24 protein-coding genes, 1 tRNA gene and 1 other RNA gene are annotated in these 26,618 nt (G+C 54.0%); 16 read left to right on the top strand and 10 right to left on the bottom strand.

Translation table 11 applies throughout. The annotated features are described in order from the left end of the window. Positions 1-285: hypothetical protein (locus ACQY36_RS01500; RefSeq protein WP_428077428.1), on the top strand; the 285-nt coding region annotated here is incomplete at its 5' end. An 81-nt stretch (positions 286-366) separates the two neighbouring features. Next, a complete protein-coding gene (locus ACQY36_RS01495) occupies positions 367-1,053 on the top strand; it encodes an outer membrane protein (RefSeq protein WP_428070639.1) in 687 nt (228 codons plus the stop codon). Positions 1,054-1,232: 179 nt separating this feature from the next. Here ACQY36_RS01495 and ACQY36_RS01490 read toward each other — a convergent pair whose 3' ends face one another. Further along, positions 1,233-1,979, bottom strand: a complete 747-nt coding sequence (locus ACQY36_RS01490; RefSeq protein ID WP_428077427.1) for a nucleoside phosphorylase — start codon at positions 1,977-1,979, stop codon at positions 1,233-1,235. 66 nt (positions 1,980-2,045) lie between these two features. On the opposite strand from ACQY36_RS01490, the gene ACQY36_RS01485 reads away from it, so the two are divergent. The 4 genes from ACQY36_RS01485 to ACQY36_RS01470 all read left to right on the top strand — a co-directional run bounded on the left by ACQY36_RS01485 (position 2,046) and on the right by ACQY36_RS01470 (position 7,457). After that, complete coding sequence (locus tag ACQY36_RS01485) at positions 2,046-3,407, top strand: alanine/glycine:cation symporter family protein (RefSeq protein ID WP_428077426.1); 1,362 nt, start codon at positions 2,046-2,048, stop codon at positions 3,405-3,407. Positions 3,408-3,482: 75 nt separating this feature from the next. Further along, a complete protein-coding gene (locus tag ACQY36_RS01480; RefSeq protein WP_428056199.1) occupies positions 3,483-4,397 on the top strand; it encodes a magnesium transporter CorA family protein in 915 nt (304 codons plus the stop codon). A gap of 203 nt (positions 4,398-4,600) precedes the next feature. Beyond that, positions 4,601-5,167, top strand: coding sequence for an epoxyqueuosine reductase QueH (locus ACQY36_RS01475; protein ID WP_428056201.1), 567 nt, complete (start codon positions 4,601-4,603; stop codon positions 5,165-5,167). After that, a complete protein-coding gene (locus ACQY36_RS01470) occupies positions 5,148-7,457 on the top strand; it encodes an AsmA family protein (RefSeq protein WP_428077425.1) in 2,310 nt (769 codons plus the stop codon). The genes ACQY36_RS01475 and ACQY36_RS01470 overlap by 20 nt, the downstream gene beginning before the upstream one ends. 201 nt (positions 7,458-7,658) lie before the next feature. On the opposite strand, the gene ACQY36_RS01465 is transcribed toward ACQY36_RS01470, so the two are convergent. Both ACQY36_RS01465 and ACQY36_RS01460 read right to left on the bottom strand, forming a co-directional pair. Then, positions 7,659-8,966, bottom strand: a complete 1,308-nt coding sequence (locus ACQY36_RS01465) for a thymidine phosphorylase (protein ID WP_428077424.1) — start codon at positions 8,964-8,966, stop codon at positions 7,659-7,661. A 195-nt stretch (positions 8,967-9,161) separates the two neighbouring features. Beyond that, positions 9,162-10,592, bottom strand: a complete 1,431-nt coding sequence (locus ACQY36_RS01460; protein ID WP_428077423.1) for a hypothetical protein — start codon at positions 10,590-10,592, stop codon at positions 9,162-9,164. Between the two features lie 203 nt (positions 10,593-10,795). Here ACQY36_RS01460 and ACQY36_RS01455 point away from each other — a divergent pair, with 203 nt between their 5' ends. Genes ACQY36_RS01455 through ACQY36_RS01440 form a run of 4 tightly spaced genes read left to right on the top strand, consistent with a single transcriptional unit; the run spans position 10,796 to position 15,492 of the window. Beyond that, positions 10,796-12,817 carry an LTA synthase family protein gene (locus ACQY36_RS01455; protein WP_428077422.1) on the top strand — a complete coding sequence of 674 codons (2,022 nt, stop codon included), beginning with the start codon at positions 10,796-10,798 and terminating at the stop codon, positions 12,815-12,817. 10 nt (positions 12,818-12,827) lie between these two features. Then, positions 12,828-13,391, top strand: a complete 564-nt coding sequence (locus ACQY36_RS01450; protein WP_428056211.1) for a LemA family protein — start codon at positions 12,828-12,830, stop codon at positions 13,389-13,391. Between the two features lie 10 nt (positions 13,392-13,401). Then, complete coding sequence (locus ACQY36_RS01445) at positions 13,402-14,442, top strand: M48 family metallopeptidase (protein ID WP_428077421.1); 1,041 nt, start codon at positions 13,402-13,404, stop codon at positions 14,440-14,442. Between the two features lie 9 nt (positions 14,443-14,451). Beyond that, on the top strand, positions 14,452-15,492 hold the full coding sequence (locus tag ACQY36_RS01440) for a M48 family metalloprotease (RefSeq protein WP_428077420.1): 1,041 nt from the start codon (positions 14,452-14,454) through the stop codon (positions 15,490-15,492). Between the two features lie 47 nt (positions 15,493-15,539). On the opposite strand, the gene ACQY36_RS01435 is transcribed toward ACQY36_RS01440, so the two are convergent. After that, the gene (locus ACQY36_RS01435) at positions 15,540-16,079 is read right to left on the bottom strand and encodes a LemA family protein (RefSeq protein ID WP_428056215.1); all 540 of its coding nucleotides are present in this window, start codon (positions 16,077-16,079) and stop codon (positions 15,540-15,542) included. Between the two features lie 214 nt (positions 16,080-16,293). Between ACQY36_RS01435 and ACQY36_RS01430 the strand changes: the two genes are divergently transcribed. The 3 genes from ACQY36_RS01430 to ACQY36_RS01420 all read left to right on the top strand — a co-directional run bounded on the left by ACQY36_RS01430 (position 16,294) and on the right by ACQY36_RS01420 (position 19,777). After that, positions 16,294-17,892 carry a solute:sodium symporter family transporter gene (locus ACQY36_RS01430; protein WP_428077419.1) on the top strand — a complete coding sequence of 533 codons (1,599 nt, stop codon included), beginning with the start codon at positions 16,294-16,296 and terminating at the stop codon, positions 17,890-17,892. A gap of 104 nt (positions 17,893-17,996) precedes the next feature. Beyond that, the gene (locus ACQY36_RS01425) at positions 17,997-18,857 is read left to right on the top strand and encodes an RDD family protein (protein WP_428077418.1); all 861 of its coding nucleotides are present in this window, start codon (positions 17,997-17,999) and stop codon (positions 18,855-18,857) included. 404 nt (positions 18,858-19,261) lie between these two features. Continuing rightward, a complete protein-coding gene (locus tag ACQY36_RS01420) occupies positions 19,262-19,777 on the top strand; it encodes a type IV pilin protein (protein WP_428077417.1) in 516 nt (171 codons plus the stop codon). A gap of 53 nt (positions 19,778-19,830) precedes the next feature. On the opposite strand, the gene pssA is transcribed toward ACQY36_RS01420, so the two are convergent. The 4 genes from pssA to ACQY36_RS01400 form a co-directional block, all read right to left on the bottom strand. Next, positions 19,831-20,625, bottom strand: coding sequence for a CDP-diacylglycerol--serine O-phosphatidyltransferase (pssA, locus tag ACQY36_RS01415; protein WP_428056223.1), 795 nt, complete (start codon positions 20,623-20,625; stop codon positions 19,831-19,833). Positions 20,626-20,633: 8 nt separating this feature from the next. Further along, positions 20,634-21,302 carry a phosphatidylserine decarboxylase gene (locus ACQY36_RS01410; protein WP_428056225.1) on the bottom strand — a complete coding sequence of 223 codons (669 nt, stop codon included), beginning with the start codon at positions 21,300-21,302 and terminating at the stop codon, positions 20,634-20,636. A 47-nt stretch (positions 21,303-21,349) separates the two neighbouring features. Beyond that, positions 21,350-21,432: transfer RNA gene (locus ACQY36_RS01405), tRNA-Leu, on the bottom strand. Positions 21,433-21,494: 62 nt separating this feature from the next. Then, positions 21,495-21,905 (bottom strand): NYN domain-containing protein, encoded by a 411-nt coding sequence (locus ACQY36_RS01400; RefSeq protein WP_428070615.1) that lies wholly within the window; start codon positions 21,903-21,905, stop codon positions 21,495-21,497. A gap of 98 nt (positions 21,906-22,003) precedes the next feature. Here ACQY36_RS01400 and ssrA point away from each other — a divergent pair. The 3 genes from ssrA to ACQY36_RS01385 all read left to right on the top strand — a co-directional run bounded on the left by ssrA (position 22,004) and on the right by ACQY36_RS01385 (position 24,294). Next, positions 22,004-22,350: a transfer-messenger RNA gene (ssrA, locus tag ACQY36_RS01395) on the top strand. A gap of 162 nt (positions 22,351-22,512) precedes the next feature. After that, complete coding sequence (locus ACQY36_RS01390; RefSeq protein WP_428077416.1) at positions 22,513-23,922, top strand: phosphoglucomutase/phosphomannomutase family protein; 1,410 nt, start codon at positions 22,513-22,515, stop codon at positions 23,920-23,922. 9 nt (positions 23,923-23,931) lie between these two features. Continuing rightward, entirely contained in the window at positions 23,932-24,294 is a 363-nt protein-coding gene (locus ACQY36_RS01385) for a response regulator (RefSeq protein WP_428056231.1), read from the top strand. Positions 24,295-24,411: 117 nt separating this feature from the next. Here the strand turns inward: ACQY36_RS01385 and ACQY36_RS01380 are convergent, their stop codons facing one another. Next, positions 24,412-25,494 (bottom strand): LptF/LptG family permease, encoded by a 1,083-nt coding sequence (locus tag ACQY36_RS01380; RefSeq protein WP_428077415.1) that lies wholly within the window; start codon positions 25,492-25,494, stop codon positions 24,412-24,414. Then, on the bottom strand, positions 25,494-26,588 hold the full coding sequence (locus ACQY36_RS01375; protein ID WP_428056235.1) for an LptF/LptG family permease: 1,095 nt from the start codon (positions 26,586-26,588) through the stop codon (positions 25,494-25,496). The genes ACQY36_RS01380 and ACQY36_RS01375 overlap by 1 nt, the downstream gene beginning before the upstream one ends. Between the last annotated feature and the right edge of the window lie 30 nt (positions 26,589-26,618).

The following is a 26,618-nucleotide window of genomic DNA, read 5'->3' as shown; positions in this document are numbered from 1 at the left end:
GCACTTGAACCGGCGGCTTTCGTATCATCTGATTTACGCACGCGGACCAAAGAAAAATCTTTGGTCCGCGTTGCTTATGCGGGCAACATTTCCCCATATTTGGGCATCTTTATGTCAGCGGCAGCCTGCCTTATTTATAAAGGGCTTGACTCGTTTTTTTTTTTTGATAAATTTTGTAGGACGGTGCTCGGAAGGCAAAATGGATACCCCTGTGTAAAAACGCCCTACAAGCTGTTTTTGTTCGTTCTATCTGTCATTCTGTTTCCCGCTTATCTCCTCCCATAGAATGTTTCGGTGCTGTTTTGCTTGCCGGCGGTCCGTTAATTTGGGCCGGTTCTGTCCGGCCCGTTTATGGGAGAAATAAAAATGAAATTACTTCAACATGCAGTATTTGCGCTGGCGGCCGTGTTGTGCCTGTCGGCTGTAAACGTTTCGGCCGAAACCTTGCCGTATTTTTCGTTGAAAGGTTCTCACAGCCAAATTAAAACGGATAATTTTGATTACGACAACGCTCTCGGCGCCAAGTGGGCCGTGGGCGCGTCGGTCTTGCAGGAATCCGTCGGCTCGCTGCGCGCGGAACTGGAATACTCCGGCGTTTCCGCCAGCTATTTTGAATTCAGCGGCAGAGACAACGGAGACCCGCACTCCAATGAAGACCGCGCCAGCCACCTGGACAGCAAAACCCTGTTCGTAAATATGTATTTTGACGTTAATACCGGCACGATTTTTACGCCGTATATCGGCGCGGGTATCGGCGTGAGCAACGCCTCGGCGGACTACAACTTCCAGAGCGGCCGCTACTCCATTCCCGAAAGCCGCGTGTCCGACTGGAAGCTGGGCTGGAACGTGGGCGCGGGCGTCGGCGTGCGCTTAACCCAACAGCTGACGCTGGACCTGGGCTACCGCTATACGGATTTGGGCCACTTCAGCGGAATGGCCGGCCTGTATAAAGAAGACTACGCCGCCGGCTCCACCTGGAGAACGCAGGAAGAAAAATTGGATTTTGATTTGACTTCCCACGAAGTGGTGTTAGGCTTGCGCTATACGTTCTAACATCCGCTCTATATAACGGTGCGCCCGGGCATTTGTCCGGGTGCGCTGTTGTATAGGCATACTCTGCTGGGAAAACGTCCGGGCGGAGCACTTGATTTTCTTTACCGTTTGAATAAACGGGGGGATGAAAAAACCCCTCTCCGGTTGGGCGGAGAGGGGTTTTTGTGTGAGAGTGCTTTTTAAGCCAGCGTTTTCTGCGCGGCGATAAAAATATCTTCCAGCGCGCGGAAAATGGCTTTTTCGCCAAAGTGCGGTTCCCACTTCAGGTTCCCCAGCATATCGCTGACGGCAAAAGCCGCCGCACCTTTGGCTTTGCGCCTGGCGCAGACGGCGTAGAAAGCGGCCGTTTCCATTTCCACGGTCAGCACGTCTTTTTGCCGGTAATGTTTCACTTCTTCTTTCGTTTCGCGGAAAATGGCGTCCGTCGTCCAGTTGCGGCCCAGGTGAAAATTTTTTCCGTCCGCTTTAAGCTGTTTGGCCAGCTTGGCGAGCAGGGTTTTGCTGGGGGCGGAGGTTTCGTCCGGGGTGTAGCAGGGGGAGGTGCCGTCGTCGCACAGGGCTTCGGTGCACAGTACAATATCGGCGGGCTGTACTTCTTCCTGCAAGGAACCGGCCAGCCCGATGAATATAAATTCTTTTACCCCCAGCGCAATCAGCACTTCCAGGGCCATCGTCATCCCGGGGGCGCCGGTGCCGAAATTGGTTACGTAGCACAGGTCCCGGTTTTCCAGGGCGTAGATGTCGGCCTCGCAGTTATACTTTTTGTATTTGGCGTGGCTGTCCACGTACCGGGTTAAGGACGAGATGGGGCACAAAATCGCCTTGGAAGGCAATTTCAACCCGGCGGCCACGTGGCGGACGTACCCGGCGGGGGTGGAAATTTCTTTTAATGCGGCTTTTTTCTTTTTCGGGAATAGTAAGGTCATATTTAGTAAAATTTTAAAGTTGTGCAAGATGTACAACTTATACTATACAAAAAAAGAAGGATCTAAATGGAACAGAGTCTTATGCAGGTGTTTACGGAAGGAATCGTGCGGTTTAACGCGGTGTTATGGGGCGCGCCGATGCTGGCGCTGATTGTGGGAATCAGCTTGTATTTTACCTGGAAGCTGAATTTTATCCAAAAACATCTGTTCCATTCCATTTCCCTTTCCGTCAAAAAAAGCAAATCAGCCGGAGCCATCAGCAGTTTCGGCGCGCTTGTCATCGCGCTGGCCGCGATGGTGGGCACGGGCAATATCGTGGGCGTGGCGGCGGCGGTGTCCACGGGCGGCCCCGGCGCGCTTTTTTGGATGATGTTTTCCGCCTTTTTTGCCATGGCCACCAAATACGCCGAATCGGTGCTGGCCGTTAAATACCGCGAGCAAAACGCCGCCGGCGAATACGTAGGCGGCCCGATGTACGTACTTAAAAACGGACTGAATATGAAAAAAACCGCCGCGGTTTTTGCTGTTGCCACGGCGCTGATGGGCTTTGCGGACGCGCTGATTCAAACCAATTCGCTGGTGGATATTTACGGCTCGGTGTTTAATGCTCCCCCCGTGTGGACGACGGCCGTTTTGGTCGTGCTGACGGCGTGCGTGATTTTGGGCGGCGTGCGGAAAATTGCCGCGTTCTGTAAATGGCTGGTGCCGTTTATGGCCGTTTTGTACATTCTGCTGTGCGCGGCGGTTATCGTAACGAATTTGGAAAAACTGCCGGAGGCCCTCGCGTGCATATTTAAAAGCGCGTTTACCGGCACCGCCGTTTTGGGCGGAGCGGTGGGCGTTACCATGAAAGAGGCGGTGCGTTACGGGGTGTCCCGCGGCGTACTGTCCAACGAAGCGGGCAGCGGCAGCGGCGCAATAGCCGCGGCGGCCGCCAAAACGCCCAACTCCGTGCGGCAGGGGCTTATTTCGGCCACCACCGTGTTTTGGGATACGCTGGTGATTTGTTTGCTCTCCGGCGTGGCGGTGGTCATCGCGGGCGACTGGCGCGGCGGCACGCTGTTCGGCGCGCAGCTGGCCGAAAGCGCTTTTTCCTCTCTGCCGGGCGGTTCGTTTTTTCTGCTGGCGTCGCTTTCTTTATTTGCGTTTTCCACGCTGGTGGGGTGGAGCTATTACACGGCGAAATCGGTGCAGTTCTGCCTGGGCGTAAACGTGGAGAAGCCCGTCTACCTGCTGTGGCTTGTCATGATGTGCCTGGGCGGTTTTTTAAGCCCGAAGCTGGTGTGGGAGCTGGCGGATACGGCCATTGCCGTGATGTGCGTGCCCAACATTTTGGCGTTGTGGCTCTTACGGAAAGACGTATTTGCGGAAACGAAAGCCTACCTGGCCGGGGAACTGGCCGCCCGCCGGGGCGCGGCGGAAAATTAAGACGGCAAAAAAACTTTACAAGGCGGTTGTTAGGTGGTATCATTTAAGTATATTACCGGCTGACAGAGGCGAGCGATGTTAAAAAAATACGAAATTGCGGATAAGAAACTGCTGGAAACCGATTCTTCCTCCGCGCAGGTATTCGTGTATACCAACCCGACGGTGGACGAACAGCGTTTTTTGGTGGAATCTTGCCAGATTGACGAACATACGCTCGCTTCCGCGCTGGACCCGGACGAGCTGCCGCGTCTTGAATTTGAGCCGGAGCACATCGTGATGATTTACAAACGCCCGAAAAACTATTCCGGCAAGGACCAGCTGGAATTTAAGGTGGCGTCGGTGGGGATGTTTCTGTTTGAGGACAAGCTGATTGTCGTCCTGGCCGAGGACATTCCGCTGTTTGTCGGCAAACGCTTCCACTCCGTTTCTTCCATTAAAGAAGTGTTTTTAAAGCTCGTTTACAACTCTATTTCCCATTATGTGGAGCACCTGCGCATTATTCATATGATTTCGGAAGAAATTGAAGATAAAATCACCGAATCGGTGGATAACCGCTATTTGCTCAACCTGTTCAGCCTCGTAAAAAGCTTGGTTTATTACGCTGAGGCCATCAGCTCCAACGGCTTCGTGTTTGAAAAAACGCGTAACCTGTCCGCGCGCATCGGCTTTGACGAAAGAGACGAGGAAATGCTGGACGATATCATCGTGGAAAATATGCAGTGCAAAACGCAGGCGGACATTTACTCCAACATTCTGGCGCAGTTATTGGACGCCCGCGCCTCCATCGTCAACAACAATTTAAACCTGCTGATTAAAAAATTAAACGTCATCACGATTTGGATGATGGTGCCGACGCTGGTCGTAAGCGCGTACGGCATGAACGTGGCCCTGCCTCTTTCCCACCACCCGAACGCTTTTTGGATGCTGATGGGCGTGTGTTTAATTTTGGTGTGGCTGGTGATGGTGTACTGGCGGCACAAAAATTGGTAGCGTCCCGCCGCCGTTCGGACGGATTTTGAGGGGGGAACGAAATACATTTCGTTCCTTTCGTCTTTTGCAAAACGCCGGGGCTTGCGCCGAAGGCGGTTTTTAACGTTTCCGCGCGCGTGCGGCGGTGGAAATAAGGTTCATATAATCTGTTTTTCCGGTATAAAAAGCTGTTCTTCCCGGTTTACTTTTGTACACTTTATATTATGCATACTCCTGCTAAACTACTTGTTTTGTCTTGCTGCGCGCCGTGTTCGTGCGCCGTGATTAAGAAACTTTCTGACGAAGGCGTAGACGTTACCGTGCTTTTTTACAACCCGAATATCTACCCTTCCGCCGAATACGAAAAACGCCGTGATGAGCAAAAACGCGTCTGTGAAAGGTTTGGCGTCAAATTCGCGGAACTGCCGTACGAGCCCGAAGTGTGGGAGGCCTGCGTAAAAGGGCTGGAGAACGAACCCGAACGCGGCCGGCGGTGCCGGGCGTGTTTTGAAATGCGCCTTAAAAAAGCGGCCGAATACGCGATGAAGCATAAGTTTGACGCGTTTGCATCCGTTTTAGGGGTGTCGCGCTATAAGGATTTACAGCAGGTAAACGATGCGGCCCGCCAGGCCTGGATGGCCGTGGGAAAGCCGTACGTCGCCGCCAACTGGCGCAAAAACGGCCTGGAGGAGCTGCGTCAGGCGCTTGTTAAAGAATTAAACCTGTACGCGCAGGATTACTGCGGGTGCAAATACAGTATGAGGAAAATCAGTGAAAAAGAAATGGATTAAACGTATTGCCGCCGCGGCGATGTGTGTATTAATTTTATTTTTTGGAACCGATTTGGCGCTGCGCTGGGCGTCTTCCAGCGAATGGATGCGCCGCTTCGCGCTGGAAAAAGCCGCCGCGGCCACCGGGCGCGAGGTGCGCTTAAAAGCCATGTCCGCCAGTTTGATGGGCGTGAAGCTGGACGGGCTGGAAGTGTCCGAAGCGGGCGGATTTAAAAACGGCACGTTTGTGTCGGTTGACCGTTTGCGCCTGCGCATGGCGCTGTTGCATTTACTGCACGGGCATTTAAAACTGCATTCGCTGGCAGTGAACGGCGCGGAAGCCAATATCGTGCGCGAAGCGGACGGCTCGTTTAATTTTGACAGTCTCCTCTCTTCCTCCGCCCCGCAGCCCCAGACGCAGGACCAGCCGGAAGACCCCTTTAACATTACCCTGCACCAGCTGACCGTGCGCCGGGTAAACGTAACGTATACCGATTTACGGCAGCCGGCAAAAGCCGCCGCCAAAGATATTTATGTGGATGTTCAGCGTTTCGGGTTTGACCGGACGTTTTACGCGAAAATAAATTCCACGCTGTCGTATGAAGCGGACGGAAATACGTTTGTCGTGCCGGCGGGGCTCAGCGCGCAGGTGTTGCTGGCGAACCTGGATATGAACGCCGCGCAGGCGGAAGTGTCGGACTTTTCCGCCAAGTATGGGGATGCGGCGGTGAATATGCGCGTGTTTGCGAAGAATTTTGAAAAGCCTTCCGTAAAAATTACCGCGCAGGTGCGTAATTTATCGTCGGATACGATAAAGACCTTTGCGCCGGACGCGCCGGAATTTTTGATTCCGCGGCTTTCCGCGGAAATCAGTTTGCTGGCGGATTTGGCGGCTGAAAAAGTGACGGTGAGCGCGCTTTCGTTCTTGATGCCGGGAGTGCAGGCCACGGCTTCGGGCTATGCCGGTTACGGGAAAAAATTGGCGTACGATTTTAACAGCGCGTTTGATATAAGGCTGGGCGAGCTGATTGCGCTGGCCCCGGCGCTGGCGCGGGAATACAAACTTTCCGGCGCGTTGAACGGGGCGGCGGAAGTGTCCGACCGGCGCGTAACGGCTTCCGTTTCCGTGCAGGAAGCGGGCGGTTTTATCCCCTACGCGGGGGAATTGGCCCAGGTGTCGGCGGAGCTCGCGCTGGATGAATCGGCAGACTTTACTGAAGGCTCCGCAAACGGCAAAATTTCCGGCCGGTTAAACGGGGAAGATTTCAGCGGAGACTTTAAAGTAACCCAGACGAAACAGGTGATTGACGCGGTGCTTAACGGCTCGGCCAAGCGCGTGGTCCTGCCGCCCGCGCCCGCACAGCAGGACAATGCGGCGGAACCCGAATTTGTGCAGGATACGCAGCTTGCGCCCGCCGAGCGGCAGCCCTGGCCCCTGCCGCCGTTAAACGTACGCACGAACCTTTGGATTGGTTCCATTGACGCGCCGTATTTTTACGGTACGGATATTACGTTTAAGTCGGCCTTAAAAGGCATTACGCCGGATTTGAAAGGCGCGCAGGGCTCGCTGAATTTGGCGATGGGCGGCGGCGAGATTAAAGATTTGTACAAACTCACCAACGCCAACGCGCTGACGAAGGTGTTGTTCCTGTCGCTTAACGTGGTGGGCAAGGTGTTCAATTCGCTTAACGTTTTTGCGGTGCTGAACGGTTTGGGCAGCGGGATTGTATCGGCCGTAGGCGGCGGGGAAGAAGAAAAACCCGCGGATATGGTGGTGCAGACCGTTACGGGCCCGGACGGCGCGCCGATGCAGATTATGGTGCCGTATACGGACCGGAAAATTGAAGGCCGGATGGCGTATGACAAATTTGCCACCGACGTAAATTTCAAAAACGGCACGGCGGACGTAAAGGACGGGACGTTTGTGTCGGACATGATGTCTTTTAAACTAAACGGAACGACCAACTTTAACACGGGCAAAATCAATATGACGGTGCAGGCCGCCCCCGGCAAACACGAAGTGGACGGCATTATGCCGCTGACGTTAAAAGTGGGGGGGACGGTGTCCGACCCGAAGGGCAGTATGAGTATGATTGGGTCCGTCTCGTCGCTGGTTACGCAGGGTATCGGCAACAACTTTGCCAGCCGTTCGGTTAAAAAAGGCATTGGCGGATTTTTCGGGCTGTTTAAAAAGAAATCCGCGCCGCAGGAAGACGCGTCCGGCGGCGATGCGCCGGTAACCTCTGCGGAAACGCCGGATGCCGCCGCCCAAACGCCGCAGGAGGCTGTCGGCACGGTGCCGGAACTATAGTTTTACGGATGTTTTCAAGCAGAACGCCCCGGAGCGCCCATCGGCCCCGGGGTTTTTGATATATAGATAAAAACCCCCGGGCGGCGGGCGGCGCGTCCGGGGCGGATTGTTTTGGGCGGGTGCGGCGGTGTTTTTGGATTTTGCCCGATGTTGCGGATACGCGCCGCCGGGCCCAATAACCCGCGCGGCGCGCTAAGCCGCTTATTTAATTACTTCCTTTACAATCTTATACGGGGCCGGTTTTTTCTTACCGATTTTGACGGCCTGCTTGAACAGGGCCGCGCCGTCCGTCAGGCGTTTTTTATCCGACGCGTAAAGCGTAGCGATGACGTCGCCTTTTTTAACGGCTTCTCCGGCTTTTTTATTCAGCCAAATGCCCGCGCCGTAATCAATTACGTCTTCCATCGTGTTGCGTCCCGCGCCCAGCAGTACGCCCGCCATGCCGGCGGTTTTGGCGTCTATATGCTGGACGTAGCCGGAAGCGTCCGCTTTAAATTCAAACGTAAGCTTGGCGTTTTTAAAGTATTTCACCGGGTTGTCCACGGCTTCGGGGCTGGCACCCTGCCATTTAATCATTTCGCGCAGTTTGGCGACGGCTTCGCCGTTGGCGATTTTTTCTTCCATCAGCGCGCGCGCTTTTTTTATGTCTTTTACTTTGCCGCTGATAAGCAACATACTGGCGGCTTCTTCAATCAGCAGTTCGTAGAAATCGGGCGCGATGGTTTTGTCGCCTTTTAAAATCAGCACGGTTTGGAGCATTTCATTGGCGTTGCCGATGGCGCGGCCGAGGGGCTGGTCCATATACGTAATCAGTGCGCGGCAGTTCAGGCCCAGCAGTTTGGCCGTGTTGACCAGCGCTCTGGCCAGCTTGCGGCTGTCTTCCAGTTTTTGCATAAATGCGCCGGAGCCGTATTTCACGTCCATCAGCAGGCTGTCCACGCCTTCGGCATATTTTTTGGAAAGGATGCTGGCCACGATAAGCGGACGGCTTTCCACGGTGCCGGTGGCGTCTCGCAGGGAATAGAGTTTTTTGTCGGCGGGGGCGAGGTCCTGCGTCTGGCCGAACATACACACGCCCAGCTTTTGGATTTGGCGGTAAATGAGTTTGACGGGTACGCGCACTTCAAAATTTTTCATAGATTCCAGCTTGTCCAGCGTGCCGCCCGTATGCCCCAGCCCGCGGCCGGACATCATCGGCACCGCTACGCCCGCGCAGGCCACCAGGGGGGCCAGCGCCATGGAAATGCCGTCGCCCACGCCGCCGGTGGAGTGTTTGTCCACCGTCGGGATTTTGACGGAGGAGAAATCCAGCCGTCCGCCCGAATGGGCCATGGCTTTGGTGAAAAGGGCGGTTTCTTTGTCGGAGAGCGGGTTTAAAAAGCACGCCATTAAAAATGCGGAAAGCTGATAGTCGGGCACGGTGCCTTTGGCCGCGCCCTGGGCCACAAAGTTAAATTCGTCCTGCGTTAAAGGCTTGCCGTTGCGTTTTTTAATAATTACGTCAATCATTCTCATGGTGCTGCCTCCTTTTTTTAACTGCGTACTGCTGGACTTTCAGCATAGCATTTTATCGCCGGGATGAGAAGAGGTATTCATCGGAAGCGGCCGGAAAGTTTTTACAAGCGCGGCGTTTTCGGCGGAAGCATAGGGGCGGCCGATAAAAAACCCGCGCCTTAAAGCGCGGGTTTTACAAACCAAAAGCGGTTAGGATATTACGTCCAGCGCTTCCTGCGTTTGGGCAAGCGTATCTTTTAACTGTTCAATTTGCGTTTTTATCCGGGCAATCCGTGCGGAAATAAAAATATTCGCGGCCAGCCGTTCGTGCCTTTCTTCCGGCGTTGCGGCTGTGTTTTTGGCCCGGGCGGCCATTATTTGCTGCGCCCGCGCGGCCGCTTCCAGCCGTTCCATGGCTTTTTCCATCCGCGCGGTAAGCACCCCAATATAGGCCCGCAGCGCTTTTTGCCGTTCGTATCTAAGGCGGTTAAACTGATGGTGCGCCGTTTCTTTCGGGAGGATGGTTCCGTCCGGCCACCGTTCTTTTTGCCGGGCGCGTAATTGTCGGGTCTGGTCAATCAGTTTTTTAGACAGCGGGTCCGTCAGCGGGTTATCCAGCAGCCATAAAGCCGCTTTCGGCTCCAGGTACGTAACCGCTCCCAGCACCGCATGGGCGCGGTCCGGCGGCAGAAAAACGGATACGTCCGCAAAGCGGTTGAAATCCTGCTCCGTCCAAACGCCTTCGTCTCTTAATTTTTCAATCAGCATTTTTTGGACGGCAACGGCGTAGCGCCCGAGGGCCCGCCCCTGCGGGAGCTGAAAGCCGTCCGGCGTGTGCACCACGGGAATTTGGTTAAAAATCTGCATATAGAGGCGTACAAAATCGTAGGACAGCAGTTCCGACGCTTCGGCTATCGCGCCCATCAGCAGCTGCTTGTCGGCGGAGGAGAGGGCGGTATCGTTTAAAATCGTGTTCAGCGTGTCGGAGAGGTTTCTGTCTTCGTTGCCGGCCAGCGCGCCGATCAGTTCGTCGTAATCGTCCAGCTGTTCTTCGGACGCGTTGGGAAATTCCAGCGGCGCTACGCGCACCTCGTCCCAGTTAGGGGTGCCCCATACCAGGGAAGGCCGGTCGGAAGCGAGCAGTACATCCATCGCGTCGTGATGGCGCGCGGAGGCCAAAAACATTTTTTGAAAGTTCCACCCCAGCCGGTCCGGCGCGTCCTGCGGGCGCGGTTTTTGGCCGATTAACTGGCCCAGCGCCACGCCTTCTTCATACAGCATTTGGGCCACCTGCCGGCGGAAAACCTCTTTTTCCACCGCCGCGGCATTGACCGGCGGCGCAGGCGGCAGCGCCAGGCCCAGCCGCCGGAGCTGGTTGGCCGGCCGGATAAACTGGGCGGAAACGGCCCAGCCCGGGCTGCGCACAAGTGCGCGGCGGGCTTCCTCTACGGCTTGAAATTGGGATTGCAGCGCATGAAGCTGTGCGGCGGAAAGCACGCCGTTTTTAACGACGGTTTTCGGCGCGGTGGAAGCGGCTTTGAACAGGGCGGGCAGTTTGTCGGCCGGCGTCTGCGCCAGGGCGGCGGAGGCGATGCCCAGCAGACAAAAACCGACCCATAATTTGCGTACGGGAAATTTCATATTTTCTCCAGGATACAAAACTAATTATATATAGGATAAAAAAACTCGCGTTCCGCGGCAAGAGCCTTTGGACCTAATCGGAAGGGGGTCTTCCGGCGCGGGGGGCATAGGTCCTTTTTAAGCGGCGGCGGATGGTAAAACGCGCCGCCCGGTTAACCAGATTTGATATCATATTAAGGTAGACGTTATTTTGTGGAGGCGTTATGAAGAAAATTGTCGTGCCGGGGTGGATTAAAGCCTATTTCGGGTTCATTCTGGCGAACTGGTTGGTTTTTACGCTGTTTCGCTGTCTTTTCCTTTTTGTATTCCGCGCCGCTTTAGTGCCGCAGTCTTACCACGAATTGTGGGAAACGTTTTATGTGGGAGCCAAGTTTGACGCCCGCCTGGCCTGTGCGCTGGCCATTCCCCTGGGGCTTTATTTTACGCTTTGCGCTTTCTGGAAGAGTGCGCGCGCCGTGCGTAAAGGCGTCAGCGCGCTTTACGGCCTTTTGGAAGCCGCCGTACTGCTGGTTTACTTCGCCGATTTTGCGCACTACGCCTATATCGCCATGCGCATTAACTACTCTATTTTCAAATACTCCGAAAACGCCTTGATTTCCCTGCAAATGGCCTGGGAAACGTATCCCCTGCTGTGGGCCGTGTTCGGCCTGTTGGTATGGGGCGCGCTGGGCTTTTGGTTTGTAAACCGCCTGCAAAACAAGGCGTTCGCCCAGGCGGATAATTACCGCTGGAAAGGCAACTTGGGCTGGTTCTTCGGCGGCCTTTTGCTCACCGGCGCGCTGATGTTCGGCCAGCTGAGCCAGTATCCGCTGCGCTGGAGCAACGCGTACCACTCCACCAATAACTTCATCTGCAATTTAACGCTCAACCCGGTGCTGAACATTTACGACACCGCGCGCTTTGTCAAAGCGGACAGCTACAGCCGCGAAAAAACCGAAAAATACTACGATACGGTGGCCAAATACTTGGGCGTACAGCAGCCGGATAAGGCGTCCCTTAATTTTGAACGCTTCGTGGCGGCCAAGCCCAAAGCCGAGCAGAAAGATTACAATGTGGTGGTGATTTTTATGGAGTCGCTGGCGTGGAATAAAATATCCATGACCAACCCGGACATTGACCCGACCCCGTTTGTAAAAGAGCTGGCCGACCGCTCCGTGCTGTTTACCAACTTCTTTGCGCCCACTTCCGCCACCGCGCGCGCCGTATTCGCGACGGTAACGGGCATCCCGGACGTAACTTCTTTCAAAACCAGTTCCCGCAATCCGCTGATTGTGGACCAGCATGTGGTGGTCAATTCGCTGCGCGATTATGAAAAGTATTACTTCATCGGCGGCAGCGCCAGCTGGGGCAATATCCGCGGGATTTTGGAGCATAACCTGACCGACGTGCATATGTACGAGGAAGGCCACTTTAAAAACGAACACCGCAACGACGTGTGGGGCATCTCGGACCTGGACTTGTTCCGCGAAGCCAACCGCATTTTAAACGAAGAACAGAAAACCGAGAAAAAGCCGTTCTTTGCATTCATCCAAACCGCTGGCTATCACCGCCCCTATACGATTCCGGACGACAACGCCGGGTTTGAATCCAAAGACATCGGCGAAGACCTCGCGCACAAGCGCAGCTTTGTCAGCGTGGCGGAATATAATTCCCTGCGGTTTTCGGATCACGCCCTGCGCGAATTCTTTAAACTGGCCGAAAAATCGGATTATTACCAAAACACCATTTTCCTGATTTTCGGCGATCACGGCCTGGCGGCTCCGCAGTCCGACAATATGCCGCGCGGCTATGTGGACCTGAACCTGATTAACCACCAGATTCCGCTGATTATCGCCGGCGGCCCGATTACCAAACCGCAGGTGATTGCCAAAACCGCCAGCCAGGTGGACATCCTGCCCACCGTAATGGGCATTTTGGGCCGCCCGTATTTCACCCGCGCCATCGGGCGCGACGTGCTGGCCGGCCCCGAGCCCGAACCGGGCGCCTTGATTTACGGCTGGGCGGTTTCTCCGGCCACCGTCGGCTTTGTGCAGGGGGATTACTATTATCACAGCCAGGGCGGAAAAGAAGGGCTTTACAAGTACGCGGCGGATAATTACAATGAAGATATCTCTCAAAAAGAGCCGGAGCGTTTTGAGCATATGAAGAACCTGGCGCAGGGCCTGTATGAAACTTCGCGCTACCAGTTCTACCATAACCAAAAACGCGACGAAAGAGACGACTAAGGGGGAACATATGAACGGACTTTGGATTGTATTGATTTTCTTGGCGGTGTGCTGCATTTACGCCGTTTCCGTCTACAACGGGTTTATTCTGTTAAGAAACCGCGTCAACGAGGCGTGGAGCGACATTGAAGTGCAGATGAAACGCCGCTACGACCTGATTCCGAACTTGGTGGAAACCGTCAAAGGGTATGCCAAGCACGAAAGCGGCACGCTGGAAAAGGTAATTCAGGCGCGCAATATGGCAATGGCCTCGCAGGGAAACATCAAGGAGTTGGCGCAGTCCGAAAATGTGCTCACGGGCGCGCTTAAATCCATTTTCGCGCTGACGGAAAACTATCCGGATTTAAAAGCCAACGCCAACTTTATGGAACTCCAGCGCGAACTGCGCGACACCGAGGATAAAATCCAGGCCGCGCGGCGTTTTTATAACGGCAACGTGCTGGCGTTTAATACCAAAATTGAACTGTTCCCCAGCAATATCGTAGCCGCTGTGTTCCACTTTGAAAAACGCGATTTCTTTGAACTCGCGGAAGGGGAGCAGGACGCGCGCAACGCGGTAAAAGTGCAGTTCTAGCGGGGGCCGGATGGCTACCACGTACGATCATATTTCACAAAACAAGCGGCGCACCGTGCTGCTTGTTTTGTTGTTTCCCATCACCTTTGCGCTGTTTACGTGGGTGGCTTTTTCGCTGTTGTTCACGTTTGTGATTCCGCAGGAGAACGTCCGCCCCGGCTCTTCCGTCCAAGGGTATTACGATACGATGGGCGGGGACGATTATCACGTTACTTCCCGTGCGCCGGGCGCGGATATGGTCAGTACGCTTAACGGGCTTATGCTTATCATTCTGCCCGTATGCTGGGGCCTGGCGATGATATGGGTGTTGGTGTCCTACTACGCGGGGGACCGGCTGATACTAAGCGGCACGGGCGCCATTCCTATTTCCAAGCAAGACCAGCCCGAAATCTACAACCTGGTGGAAAACCTGTGCATTTCGCGCGGGCTGCCCGTACCTAAAATCTATATTATCAACGACGATTCCTTAAACGCATTTGCCACCGGGCGGGACCCGCAGCATGCGTCCGTCGCGCTTACCAAAGGCATTGTACAGAAGCTGGAGCGCGCGGAGCTGGAAGGCGTGGTTGCGCACGAGCTCGCGCACGTGGAAAACCGCGACATCCGCTTAATGCTGATTACCGTGGCCGGCATCTCGTTTTTTACTTTCCTGGGCGAAATGTGTTTCCGCCTCGGGCTTTCTTCGGGCCGCGGACGCGACAAAAACAACGCCGGGCTTATTTTTCTGGTGCTGGGACTGACGTGTATGATATACGGCTATGTGGTGGCGCCGCTTATTCGGCTGGCCGTGTCGCGCACGCGCGAATACCAGGCCGACGCCACCGCCGCTTTAACCACGCGCAACCCGGCCGCGCTGGCTTCGGCGCTTCGCAAAATCTCTTCGGACAGTGTGGTGGAATCCCTGGAGGCCCACCCGAGTATGGCTGCGATGTGCATCGCCGTTCCGCTTAAAAAATCCAGCTTGTTTGCCAGCCTTTCGGGGCTGTGGGACACCCACCCGCCCATCCAGGCCCGCATAGACGCGCTGACGGAAATGGACCGGGGCTTCTAGGAGTCGCCTGTGGCTACCGCTTACGATTATATTGAACGCAATAAACGCCGCAGTATCGTTTTAGCCGCGCTGTTTCCGCTGTCGTTTACGCTGTTTGCGTATCTGGCGGTGCTGTTTTTCTATCTGCTTTTGGGCGTACTTTCGTATTATCATTCCACCAATGTGCTTTCGTTTGGCAGTGTATGGCACCAAGCGTTTTTATCCGCGCACGACGCCTGCGCTTGGATTTTGCCATTTTGTTTTGCGGTGGCGGCGTTTTGGGGCTGGATAGCGCTTAAACAAGGAGATCAAATTGTGCTGGACACGGTGCCCGGCGTACGCGTGCTGACGAAATGGGATGCGTATGATGCATATACCCTCCTGGAAAACCTGTGCCTGGCTTCCGGCGAGCCGATGCCCACGTTGTACGTACTGCCGGACGAATCCATGAACGCCTTTGCCGTGGGGATGAGCCCGGAGCGGGCGGGGATTGTGGTATCCGCCGGGCTATTAAAACGGCTGGACCGCGTCCAGCTGGAGGCCGTACTCGCGCATGAAATGGCTCATATCCGCCATTACGACACCCGCCTGATGGCGGTGCTGATTACCTGTTTGGCTTTTTTTACGTTTGCCGGGGAATTTCTCTTCTATGGGACCGAAAAAGAAAACGTGCCCGATAATTACTGGGATCGGCTCGGCCAGCGCCGGCCCCGCTTTCCGCTTTTGATGTATGTGGGGGCCATGCTGATGTTTTACGGGTATTTTATTGCGCCTTCCATCCGTTTTGCTCTGTCGCGCGCGCGTGAATCGCTGGCGGATGCCGAAGCCGCCCGCGCGACGCGCCATCCCCGCGCATTGGCGCGCGCGTTGTGGCGCGTAAGCGAAGACAGCCGCATTGAACTGTTGGACGGATTGGATTTAATCGGTGCGATGTGCCTGGAACGCCCGCAGGGCAAAGAAACTTTGTTTGAACGCTTAAGCGGCGTGGGCCGCTCCCACCCGCCGGTGGAGGAGCGCATCCGCGCACTTAACGATATGGACGGTCTGTTTGACGGGCCGGAGCGGAAATAATTTTATAAGACCGTAAAAAAGCCCCGGGCCTAGTCCGGGGCTTTTGGTTATTGGATGACTTTGTCCAAACTCGGGTCAAAATCAAAGTATTCGTATGGCTCAAATTCAAACATTTTGGCGATGAGGTTCAGGGGAATCACGCCGGTAATTGTATTAAAGTCGCGTGCCGCGCTGTTGTATTTCTTTTTGGAATGCTGCACTTTGCTTTCGGCGTGGATGATGCTTTTTTGGAGTTTTAAAAAATGCTCGTCCGTTTTCAGTTCCGGGTGTTTCATGGCGGCGGTGAACACCTTTTTAAATTTTTGGGTGATTTCGCTCTCGCAGCGTACGCGCTCCTGCAGCGAGCCGGCCTTGCGGCAGGAATCCTTTAACCCGGTCAGCTCGTAGATAAACGGGCGGTCCAGCTCGTCAAAAGAAGCGGCGGAAAGCGCCAGGCTGGGAATCAATTCCGCGCGGTTTTTCATATTGTTGTCCAGCTGCTGCCAGGCGGCCGCGGCCGCCTTGTTTAAAGCCACGAATTTGACGTAAGCCAACATCAAGAGCACCACCAGCATGCACATCGCGCCAAACAGAAACCAAATCACCATATTTCAGTCCTCCCGAGTGTTGACTAACAGACGGATTATAATTACAATGAAGATAACGGCCCGAATCTACTACAAAGTATAATTATTAACCCGAAAGAAATCAAGGACCGTTTGCCGGAAAATTGCTTCGCCGGCGGGTTAATACGCTGGTTTCTTTGGTCGTGCCGGCCATGCGCCGGAACTTTCGTAATTTTTATTCCAAACGGAGGGCTTCATGCTGCTGACGATATCGTCATTTGTCGGGTTTACCGCGCTGGTGCTCGGCTTGTCGTATTATCTGACCAGAAAGAAAGACGCTTCCTCCTCGGAAGGCTATTTTTTGGCCGGAAGAGGACTGACGGGGTGGGTGATTGCGGCGTCCTTGCTGTTAACCAACCTGTCTACCGAACAGATGGTGGGCCTAAACGGCCAGGGCTATATGTTCAATATGTCGGGGATGGGCTACGAAATCGGAGCGTCTTTGGCGCTGATTATCGTGGCTTTTTTCTTTCTGCCCCGGTACTTGAAAAAAGGCTACGCCACCATTCCGGACTTCGTAGGCGACCGGTATGACGCCGCCACCAAGCAGTTCGTCAACTTCCTCTTTTTGGCCGGCTATGTGCTGATTTTACTGCCCACCGTGCTTTATTCCGGCGCCATCGGCATGGGCGGTATTTTTGATATTATGGGCACCTTTAACCTCTCGCCGATGATGGCGATTATCGTGGTGGTGGTGGCCATCGGCATTTTGGGATGTCTGTATACGGTTTTCGGCGGGCTTCGCATTATGGCTATTGCCGATACGCTTAACGGCATCGGCCTGATTATCGGCGGGCTGATGGTGCCGCTGTTTGCGCTTGCGTATGTAGGCGGCGGGGATATCCTGGGCGGCCTTAGCGAAGTGGTCAAATCCCACCCCGAAAAATTCAACGCCATCGGCAGCGCCACCGACCCGGTTCCGTTTGCCACCATGTTTACCGGTATGTTCCTGGTCAACCTGTTCTACTGGGGCTGCAACCAGACCATTATCCAGCGCGCGCTGGCGGCCAAGAACTTAAAAGAAGGCCAGAAAGGCCTGCTGCTCGCGGCCATTTTTAAACTCTTCGGCCCGCTGTATCTGATTATCCCGGGCATTGTGGCGTTTCACATTTTCCAGGACGCGCCGCTTAAAGTGGGCGATATGGCTTACCCGATGCTGGTTAACAAAGTGCTGCCGTTTTACTTAATCGGCTTCTTTGCGGCCGTGCTGTTCGGCGCGATTTTAAGCTCGTTTAACGCCGCGCTGAACTCTACGTCCACGCTGTTTATGTTAAACGTTTACAAGCCGCTTATCAAACCCACCGCCACGGACCACGAACTGGTAACGAAAGGCAAATACGTGGGCATTATTCTGGCGATTTTTTCCATGTGCGTGGCGCCGCTTATCGCCATGGCGCCGTCGGGCTTGTTTAACTACCTGCAAATGGTAAACGGGTTTTACAACGTGCCGATTTTTACGTTGATTATTTTCGGTATGCTTAATAAAACCGCGCCCGCGTGGTCGGCCAAAGTAACGCTGATTTTCTTTATGATCGGCTACGGCCTGACGCAGCTGGGCGTTATCAAGACGGATCTGCACTTCCTGCACATCCTGGCCATTCTGTTTGCCGTGTCGGTGGTATTTATGTACATTACCGGCAAATTCTGGCCTACGCAGAACAAGTACGACGACGGGAAAAACTTAAACGTCGTGGACACCACGCCCTGGAACCTGCGCGTGGCGGTCAGCGTGGCGATTGTGCTGTGCGTGTTCGGCGTATACGTGCTGTTCTCTTCGCTGGGAATTGCGGCGTAAAAGACGGTTTTTGGACAGGGGCGGGCGGGAAAAATTCCCGCCCGCTTTTTGTTTGTGCGGGGAAAAACTTGTTATAATAACTAAACAGAGGAGACGCTTATTATATGACCGAAAACCGCATTAACATTATGGATCCGCAAACGCCCGCGCCCGCCGCGGCCGCCGTTTCGGAAAAACCGCAGGTAGAGTACGCTTCGGTAACGGAGCGCTTCGTCGCACTTTTGATTGATTACGGCGTCGTGTTTATTCCGGCGCAGCTGCTGGCCGGACTGGTGCTTAAACTGCTGGGGCCGGACGCGGAACTGTGGCAGATAGTGGCCTTGTTTGGCGGTATCAACGTTTTGTTTATTTTGTATGAAACCATTTTTTCGTGCGGGGACCGCGTAACCCTGGGTAAGGCGCTGGTGGGGATTGCCGTCGTTAAAAAGGATTTAAGCGGCCCTGTTTCCCTGCCGCGCGCGTTTATGCGCGCAATCGGTTATTACGTCAGCGCGGCGCTTTTAATGTGTGGCTTCTTGCTTGCGTTTTTTGATGACCGCCACCGCGCCTTGCACGATTTTTTCGGCGGCAGCGTCGTGGTGCAGATTCGCCAGAAAACGTGGCTGGAGCGCACGCTGGTGCGATTGTTGGGCGGGGTATTGCTGGCCGCATTTGCGTGGACGGCGTACACGCAGTACTTTGGCGGCGGTTCGCTGCTGCAGGAGTATTATATCCGCCACGCCAAAGAGCATTTGGGTAAAATCGCGCTGCTGGAGGAAGCCCATCGCAGCCGTTACGGGTATTATACGAACGATTTACTGCGCCTGTCGCTCCTGTCGGGCGACCCGGTGCAGTTCCAGCGCGATACGCAAAAAATCCTTCAGCCCAGAGGTTTTAAAATCGGCGTGAAAGGGGATTCTTATAAAATCTCCGCCGTGGCGAAAGACGCCAAAAAAACGCCTGTGTATTATTCTTCCGGGCAGTAAGGAATCTGTTTTAGTGTGTAACGCCGGGCCTTATCAGGTCCGGCGTTTTTACGTTATTTTTTCCGTTTTCCGCTGTGTCTTGCCGGAGGAGACCCGTCCATATTCCCGAAAATTTGGCGGCCCGGAGTCGTGTCCGTTCTGCCGTTTTAAGCAGGTCTTAGCCGTGTTGTTGCCGTTGTGGTTCCGGCCTTCGCCCGTCTATAAAATCCGTTTTGCGCGGGAGAAGCGTTTTATTTGTTTGAGCGAAGCGAGTTGTAAAACGCGCCGCGTAAAACTGGATTTCAGGAGCACTGGCCGGCAGTCTTTTTCTCCCTTTTTCTGCTGCCAGAAAAAGGGGCCTTGACGCGTTTTTTTTTTTTGATAAATTGGGAATATCAACTTATATAAATAGGGGGATATATCCCGTGCAGAAAAGCCTCGGATTTACGCTAATAGAGCTGTTGGTGGTCGTTTTAATCATCGGTATATTGGCGGCGGTCGCGCTGCCGCAGTATGAAAAATCTGTCAAAAAAACGCGCCTGATGCGCGTGGCCCCGCTGGTGAAAGCTTTGGCGGACGCGGAGGAAGCGTATTGGCTGGCTAACGGCCGATATACGCCGTATGCGACGGATTTGGATATTGATTTTCCTGCGGGCGGGACCTCGGCCGGTGCCGCGTCGGATGACGGTTATATGCGTTTTTCGGACGGAACAGTAGTGGATTTGCTGAACGGTTCGGCATATATCGGTGCGACGGGTTCCGTTAGCTCATATGTGACTGCCAGACTGAAAGATTCAAACAACGGCTATGTCCAGTATCTCACATATTCCGCTTACCCGAACACGCGGCTGTGCGTGGGGGAAGAAGCGGTATGCAAAAGCCTGGGGGGGGTGGCTTTTTCCCCCGGTTATTTGGGCTCTTTGGCTTGGAAACTGCCGTAAGCAAATAAAAACCCGCTCCTGTTGGAAGCGGGTTTCTTGTTGAACTGAAAAGCTTATTTTTCCACTTTAATGCCGCGGAACGCCCGGTATAAAACCGCCAGAAGCCCGAATACGACATAGAGGGAAAACACGATAAAAATCACGTCCTGCGGGAAGCGGATCAGCATGACCACCAGGAACACGATTAATAAAAGCGTCCACACGCTCAAGCGTTTTTCGCGTTTGGCTTTAAAGGCCGCATACGGCACGTTGGAAACCATCAGCAAGGACAAAATCAACATCGCAAACCAGACGAAATTATACAGGTGCGGCAGGTACACCGTCAGCAGGTGGATGTTGCGTCCGCCCATATCGCCTTCCATAATGCTGTACGAAATGGCAAACGAAGCCAGCAGCGCGGCGGGAGCCGGCACGGGCAGCCCAGAGAAGTACTTTTTGGAGCCTTCGCCCGCATGGGCCATGGTGTTAAACTTGGCCAGGCGCAGTACGCCGAAGCAGGCGTATACGCACGCAATGGGCGCGCCCCACAGCGGCTGGGTGTGCAGTACGAAAAAATACATTAAAAAAGCGGGCGCCGCACAGAAAGATATGGCGTCCGCCAAAGAGTCCATTTCCACTCCAAAGTCGCTCTCGGCGTCCAGCAGGCGCGCGATGCGTCCGTCAAACATATCAAACACCGCGGCGGCCAGAATTAGCCAGCCAGCCTGGGCGAAGTTGCCCCTGGACGCGGAGAGGATAGAGAAAAAACCGCAGGCCAGGTTGCCCAGCGTAAACAGCGAAGGCGCCGTCATCGCGCCGGTATGTTTCAGCTTATCCACTACTTTGGTTTCTTTTTTTTCTTCTTGCATAGGGGCCTCTATTTCCACAGACCGAGCACGGTTACGCCGCCCTGCACTTTTTGGCCTTCTTTAACCAGTATGCGCACGCCGTCTTTGGGCAGGTATACGGCCACCTGCGAACCAAAGCGCACCAGGCCCAGGTGGGCCCCGGTTTTAATGTCCTGCTGGGGTTTTACCCAGCATTCAATGCGGCGCGCAATAGCGCCCGTGATTTGCTCCACGTGCGCAAACTGGGCGGGGTTTCCGTTCTTAAAAAGCTGGATGAGGTTGCGTTCGTTTTTGTCCGCCGCCGGGTTGTTGGCGAACAGGAACGTGCCTTTGTTGTAGAAAATTTCGCCCGTTTTGCCGGTAACGGTGGAACGCTGGACGTGTACGTCAAAGATAGACAGAAAAATGCGGACCACGACGGAGTTCGGGTCTTCTTCCGTTTTGATGGAAAGGACGGTGCCGTCCGCCGGGCAGGCGATTTCGTCTTCGGCGAAAACGGTTTCGCGCTTAGGGTCGCGGAAGAAGTACGCGCAGAAGCACCCCGCCAGCAGACACAGCACCCCCAGGGTGCGCAGGTCAAAAAACAAAAATACCGCAGCGGCGGCTACGGCGATGGCAAAAAATTTGAGCCCTAAGGGCAAAACGGTGCTGACCCAGCCAAAACATTTGGACAGCGTGCGGTTGATATCTTCTAACATAAGCTTTTCGTACCGGTGGTTTTGATTGAATGGCAGGAAGTATTAAGTGGGCAGGGGGGGACTTGAACCCCCACGACCTTGCGGTCAACAGATTTTAAGTCTGTCGCGTCTGCCATTCCGCCACCAGCCCTCTTATAAATTTATTTTAACAAAAAAATGCGTCCTTTGCACCTTTTTCCGTGCGCGGGCGCATTATTTTTCGGCGGTTTTTAAACCGTTGTAAAATTTGCGGCAGAAAAGCGTTTTGACTCCCAGGCGTTTTAAATCGTCCTGCAGCAGGCGGTCGTCCGTCACGGCAATTACGCGCTGTCCGCTTTGCGCCAGGTAATTGGCCTGCTCGTAAATAATTTGGTCGGCGGACGCATCCTCGGAGAACGAGATGTGCACCCCGCCGCGGTACAGCGGGCCCACGGGGCGGAAAGAACCGTCAAAAATCACCTCGTAGCGGTGCATGGCGTAGCGGTCGTCTAAAGAAATTTCGCTTAAAAATTCAAGGAAATCTTCCGTTACTTCCTCTTCCGTACGCGCAAATTGGTATAAAAAGCTCCGCACCAGGTTCAGCCCGTCAATCAGGTACACGGTCGGTTTTGTGCTTACGTACATATTTGTATTGCCTTTGTCCCGCAAAATTGTTATAAGAAAATGATACAATATAATGCTAATTTACAGGAAGCGTTCTTTGACAATTTCCGTATTTTTACGGGGGTGTAATAGATTCGACGGGTATCTGTTGCCGCCCGGGAGCAAGTGCCGGTTGGCCAGGCCGGCTAAAATAGGGCCAAAAAAATAACTAACGACAATCAAGTCGCTTGGGCTAACGCTTAGTCCCACCGCCCTTTCGGTGTCTTCCATACGCTGAAAGAGTGCGGTTATCATATGGAATGCTGCAAAGCGGGCGCGGTTCGTCCGGCTTTGTTTAAGACACACGAACCAAACCGTAAGCGTGCCGCTTCGCGCTTAGCCTGCGGTTAACTCAGCGAAGCTAAACTTGTAGCGCCCGGATGGAAAGGATGTTCGGACGGGGGTGCGAATCCCCCCACCTCCACTTTTTTTGCTTTAAAAAGCAGGGTTTCAAAAAACAGCCGTGTTTTTAGACAGAAAAGTATGCAAAAAACTTTGCGGCAAGCGCAATAACGGGTGTTTTTACCGTGTTTATAAGTATACGGAAATTGGACGCAAACCGATTTTTACCTTTATAACGGGAGAATTTATGGCATCTGAAATCAAGTTCGGCACCGATGGATGGAGAGGCGTTATTGCCTGGGATTTTACGTTTGAAAACGTGCGGCGCATGGCGCAGGCGCTGGCCGATTACATCAACGAAAACGCCCCGGCCGGAGAAGACGGAAAAGCGCCCAAAATCTTCGTCGGGTACGACAGGCGCTTTATGTCGGATTTGTTCGCGGCCGACATTGCCAGCATTTTCCGCTCCAATAAAATTGACGTCACCCTTTCTTCCCGCCCCATTTCCACCCCGGTGGCCGCGTGCCTGAGCTTAAATAAATTCTGGATGAGCGTAATGGTTACGGCCAGCCACAATCCGGCCAACTACAACGGCATTAAAATCAAGCTGGCGGGCGGGTCGGCCTCGTCCCGCGTAACCAAGGAAGTGGAAGAGTTTATGGACCAAAACTCCGTGCTGTTTCTGTACGGGCAGAAGGCGGAGCAGAAAGATTTGTCCGACGTGTATTTTAAATACGTCGCTTCGCACGTAAACGCCAAAAAGCTGAGTGCCTTTAAAGGCAAAGTGGTGATGGATTATATGCACGGCGCGGCGGCGGGATATTTGGAGAAGTTCATCCCCGCCAAGCAGGTTATCGCGCTGCGCGCGGAGCATGACCCCACTTTCGGCGGCGAACAGCCCGAGCCGGTGGAAAAGAATTTGGCGCTTCTTAAAAAGACGGTGACGGAAAAGAAAGCCGCGCTGGGCGTGGCGTTTGACGGCGACGGGGACCGCGTGGCCCTCGTGGACGAGAAAGGCAATTATTTAACGCCCTGCCTGATTGCCGCCGTGCTGTGCAACCATTTGATTAAAAATAAAAAACTCAAAGGCAAAATCGTGCAGACGGTTTCCATGGGTTATTTGCTCAAACGCATCGCCCGCAAGTACGAAATGCTGTTTGAAGAAGTGGGCGTAGGGTTTAAAAACGTGGCCGAACGCATGGGGCTGGACGATGTGGCGTTTGGCGTGGAAGAATCGGGCGGTTTTGCGTGGAAAGGCAATCTGCCGGACCGCGACGGGCTGAGCGTCGCCCTGGCGTTTTTGGAAATTATGGCCTCCACCGGTAAAAAAGCCAGCGAGCTGTGCGCGGACGTAACGCAGGAATACGGCTCTTCCGTTTATATGCGCCGCGATCTGCCGCTTGCCAAAGCGGTGGACAAAGGCGTAATGGCCGAAAAACTGCGCAAAAAACTGCCGAAAAAAATCAACGGCCGCCGCGTGGCCGAAACCTTGACGTTTGACGGGCTTAAAATTATTTTTGAAAATGACGAATGGCTGCTCCTGCGTCCTTCGGGCACGGAGCCGCTCCTGCGCGTATACGCCGAAAGCGCGACTAAAAAAGACACGCAGGCGCTGCTTGAATTTGGGGAAAAACTGATGGCCCCTTACCAAAAATAAGAGGACTGCATGTTTAAAATCGCGTTAGTGGATGATTCGGTTATCCTGCGTTCGGCTATCAAGAACGTGCTGGAGTCTTCCGGGTTTGAAGTGGTGTTTGAAGCGGGCGGCTCGGCCGAGCTGTTTGCCAAGCTGGACGGCAGCGGCGTGGGGCTGATTCTGCTGGATATTTTCTTTCCGACGGAAAACGGGCTGGACATTCTGGCTAAACTTAAAAAGCATATGCCGGAGCTCAAAGTGCTTGTGGTGACGGGCCTGCGCCAGGACACTATTTTGGAAGAAGCCCAGCGGCTGGGGGCGGACGGCGTGCTGTATAAGCCGTTTGATACGGACGAACTGCTCTCCGCCATTCAACGCCTGTCACATTCATAAATTTTTTGTTGCGGCTGTAAAATCCCCGCCCGGAATACCGGACGGGGATTTTTTGCAAATATGTTGCAAAACACCCCGGGTTTGCGCCCGGGGTGTTTCACGCGGAGAAAACGGGGATTATAATTTCATCCATTTAAATTCAAAGAATACCACTGCCGAGAAAAACAGCACCGGCCCCCAGCCCGCCAGGAACGGATTGATATAGCCGTTTTCGCCGATGGAGGTGAACATGGAAATCAGCCACCAGAACGTAAACGCGATAACCATGGACGCAATAATGTTGATGATTTTGCTTTTGCGGCGCATGCTGATGGCAAACGGCATACCCAACAGACACATAATCACCGTTACAAACGGCGTGGCCAGTTTGGACTGAAGCATGGTTTGCGCCGCGTAGGACGAAAGCCCGCTGCGCTTGAAGAAATGGACGCGCTTATATAAATCCCGGATGCTGAGCAGTTTGTTTTCCGTGCGGTCCACGGACATTTCCGCCGGGTTTAAATTGACGGACGATTCGGCGGTTTCAAAGGTGTGTTCGGTGGTGTCCAGCGGGTCCACAAACGTGCGGCGGATGCCGTCCGAAAACAGCCAGCCGCGGGTTTGCGGGTCCCACACCATCTGGCGGGCCACGATTTGGTCGGCAATGTCCCAATGGTCGTCGTAGGTGTCCAGGGACACCTGGCTCATCGTACCGTGTTTTAAATTCACTTCTTTGGCAAAGAGCATTTGGTTGGGGGACACTTTCAGCACGACGTCGCGCTCAATATCGGGGTTGAAGGAATCGGACGGGCTGATGCGCGTATAATAAATGCGGTTGGCTTTTACGTTAAGGGGGGGCACAATAAATTCCTGCATCAGCATGGTAAGCGCCACCACCAGCAAAATGCACGCCACCACGGGTTTAAACAGCTGTTTGGGCGCAAAGCCGCTGGCGATGCAGGCCGTCCATTCGCCGTTGGACACCATCTCGGAAATGACGGAAATCGCCCCCAGCAGGCACGCTACGGGCATAATGGTGGCCAGCCAGTTGGGAAACGTAGCCAGCGAATAGGAAAGTAAATCCAGGATGGTGGTGGTTCCGTTGCCGAGGTTTTTCATCTTTTCAAAGGTGTCCCCCAGCACCACCAGCGTGGTAAACACGCCGAGCGCAAACAGGAACGGCCCCCAGAATTTTTTGGCGATATAGAAGTAAATCCGCATTAGATATTTAGCCTCTTCTTCCACAGGTATTTAGCCGCGCCGACGCCGGCCAGAATGGGCAGCCACGGCCCGGCGTACGAGAGCCAACCGTATTTTTTGCCCAGGGAAATGCCCAGCGTCATCAGCAGGTAAAACGTAAAGATGATAATTACGCTAAACAGCATTCCCCAGCCTTTGTTGGTGCGTTTGCCGAACGAAAAGCCGATGGGACAGCTGACGAAAAGCAAAATAATCGGGGAGAGCGCCAGCACGTTGCGCATGCTGATTTCGGTGCGGTATTCTTTAACGGTTTCTTCGGAAAGCGGCATTTCGCGCATACGTCTTAACAGCTTGGTGGTGGACATTTCGCCCACGCGCAGCCGGCGCGCGTGCGCTTTTAAAAGAGAAATGCTCATGGTGTATTCGTCAAAATTGGCGGCGATGATGGAAGACGGGTCTTTGGCGTCCAGCCGCTGCATTTGGCCGTCCTGCAGCTGCAGGCCGATGGCGGTGTCGCTTAAAATCACTTTGCCGGTGGCCGCGTTTACTTTGGTGCTCAGCGCCCCGCTGTCTTCTTTTTTAATCAGGTGGATTTGGCTGGCGACGTCGGTATCTTCGTCCAGGTTCTCCAAATACAAATCCCACTCGCCCAGGTTTAAAAACGTTTTCGGCTCCAGGTTTACTTTGGTGATTTTGCTGCGGGCTTCGTTGCGGCGGTTTAAAAATTGCTTGTAGCTGCGCGGGGTGAGCCAGTTGCTCATGGTTACTAAAATGACGGACAGTATCACCGCGCAGAATAACAGGGGGCGTACGATTTCTTTAAACGAAAAACCCGCCGCGCGCAGGGCGATCAGTTCGCCGTGTTCGCTCATATTGGTAAGCGTTAAGAGGATGGCGATTTGAAAGGCCATCGGCGCGCTGAGGCAGAATACGTCCGGCAGGATGTTAAGCAGGGAGGACACAATCCACCCGAAGCTGGTGCCGTACGTCATGGCCATATCCAGCACGCGGATGAAGTGGTTCATAAAGATGACAAACGTCAAAATCCCCAGCACGCCCACAAAGAACGTAAGGAGGCTTTTGGCGATGTATCTGGTAAAAATGCCGATACGCATATATCTTATTCTAACAAAATATCACTTTGC

Origin of the sequence: Candidatus Avelusimicrobium alvi (assembly GCF_958451995.1) — a bacterium.
GTDB classification, from domain to species: Bacteria; Elusimicrobiota; Elusimicrobia; order Elusimicrobiales; family Elusimicrobiaceae; genus Avelusimicrobium; species Avelusimicrobium alvi.
The sequence above is the reverse complement of the archived record's forward strand: the minus strand, read 5'-3'. Positions and strand labels throughout refer to the sequence as shown.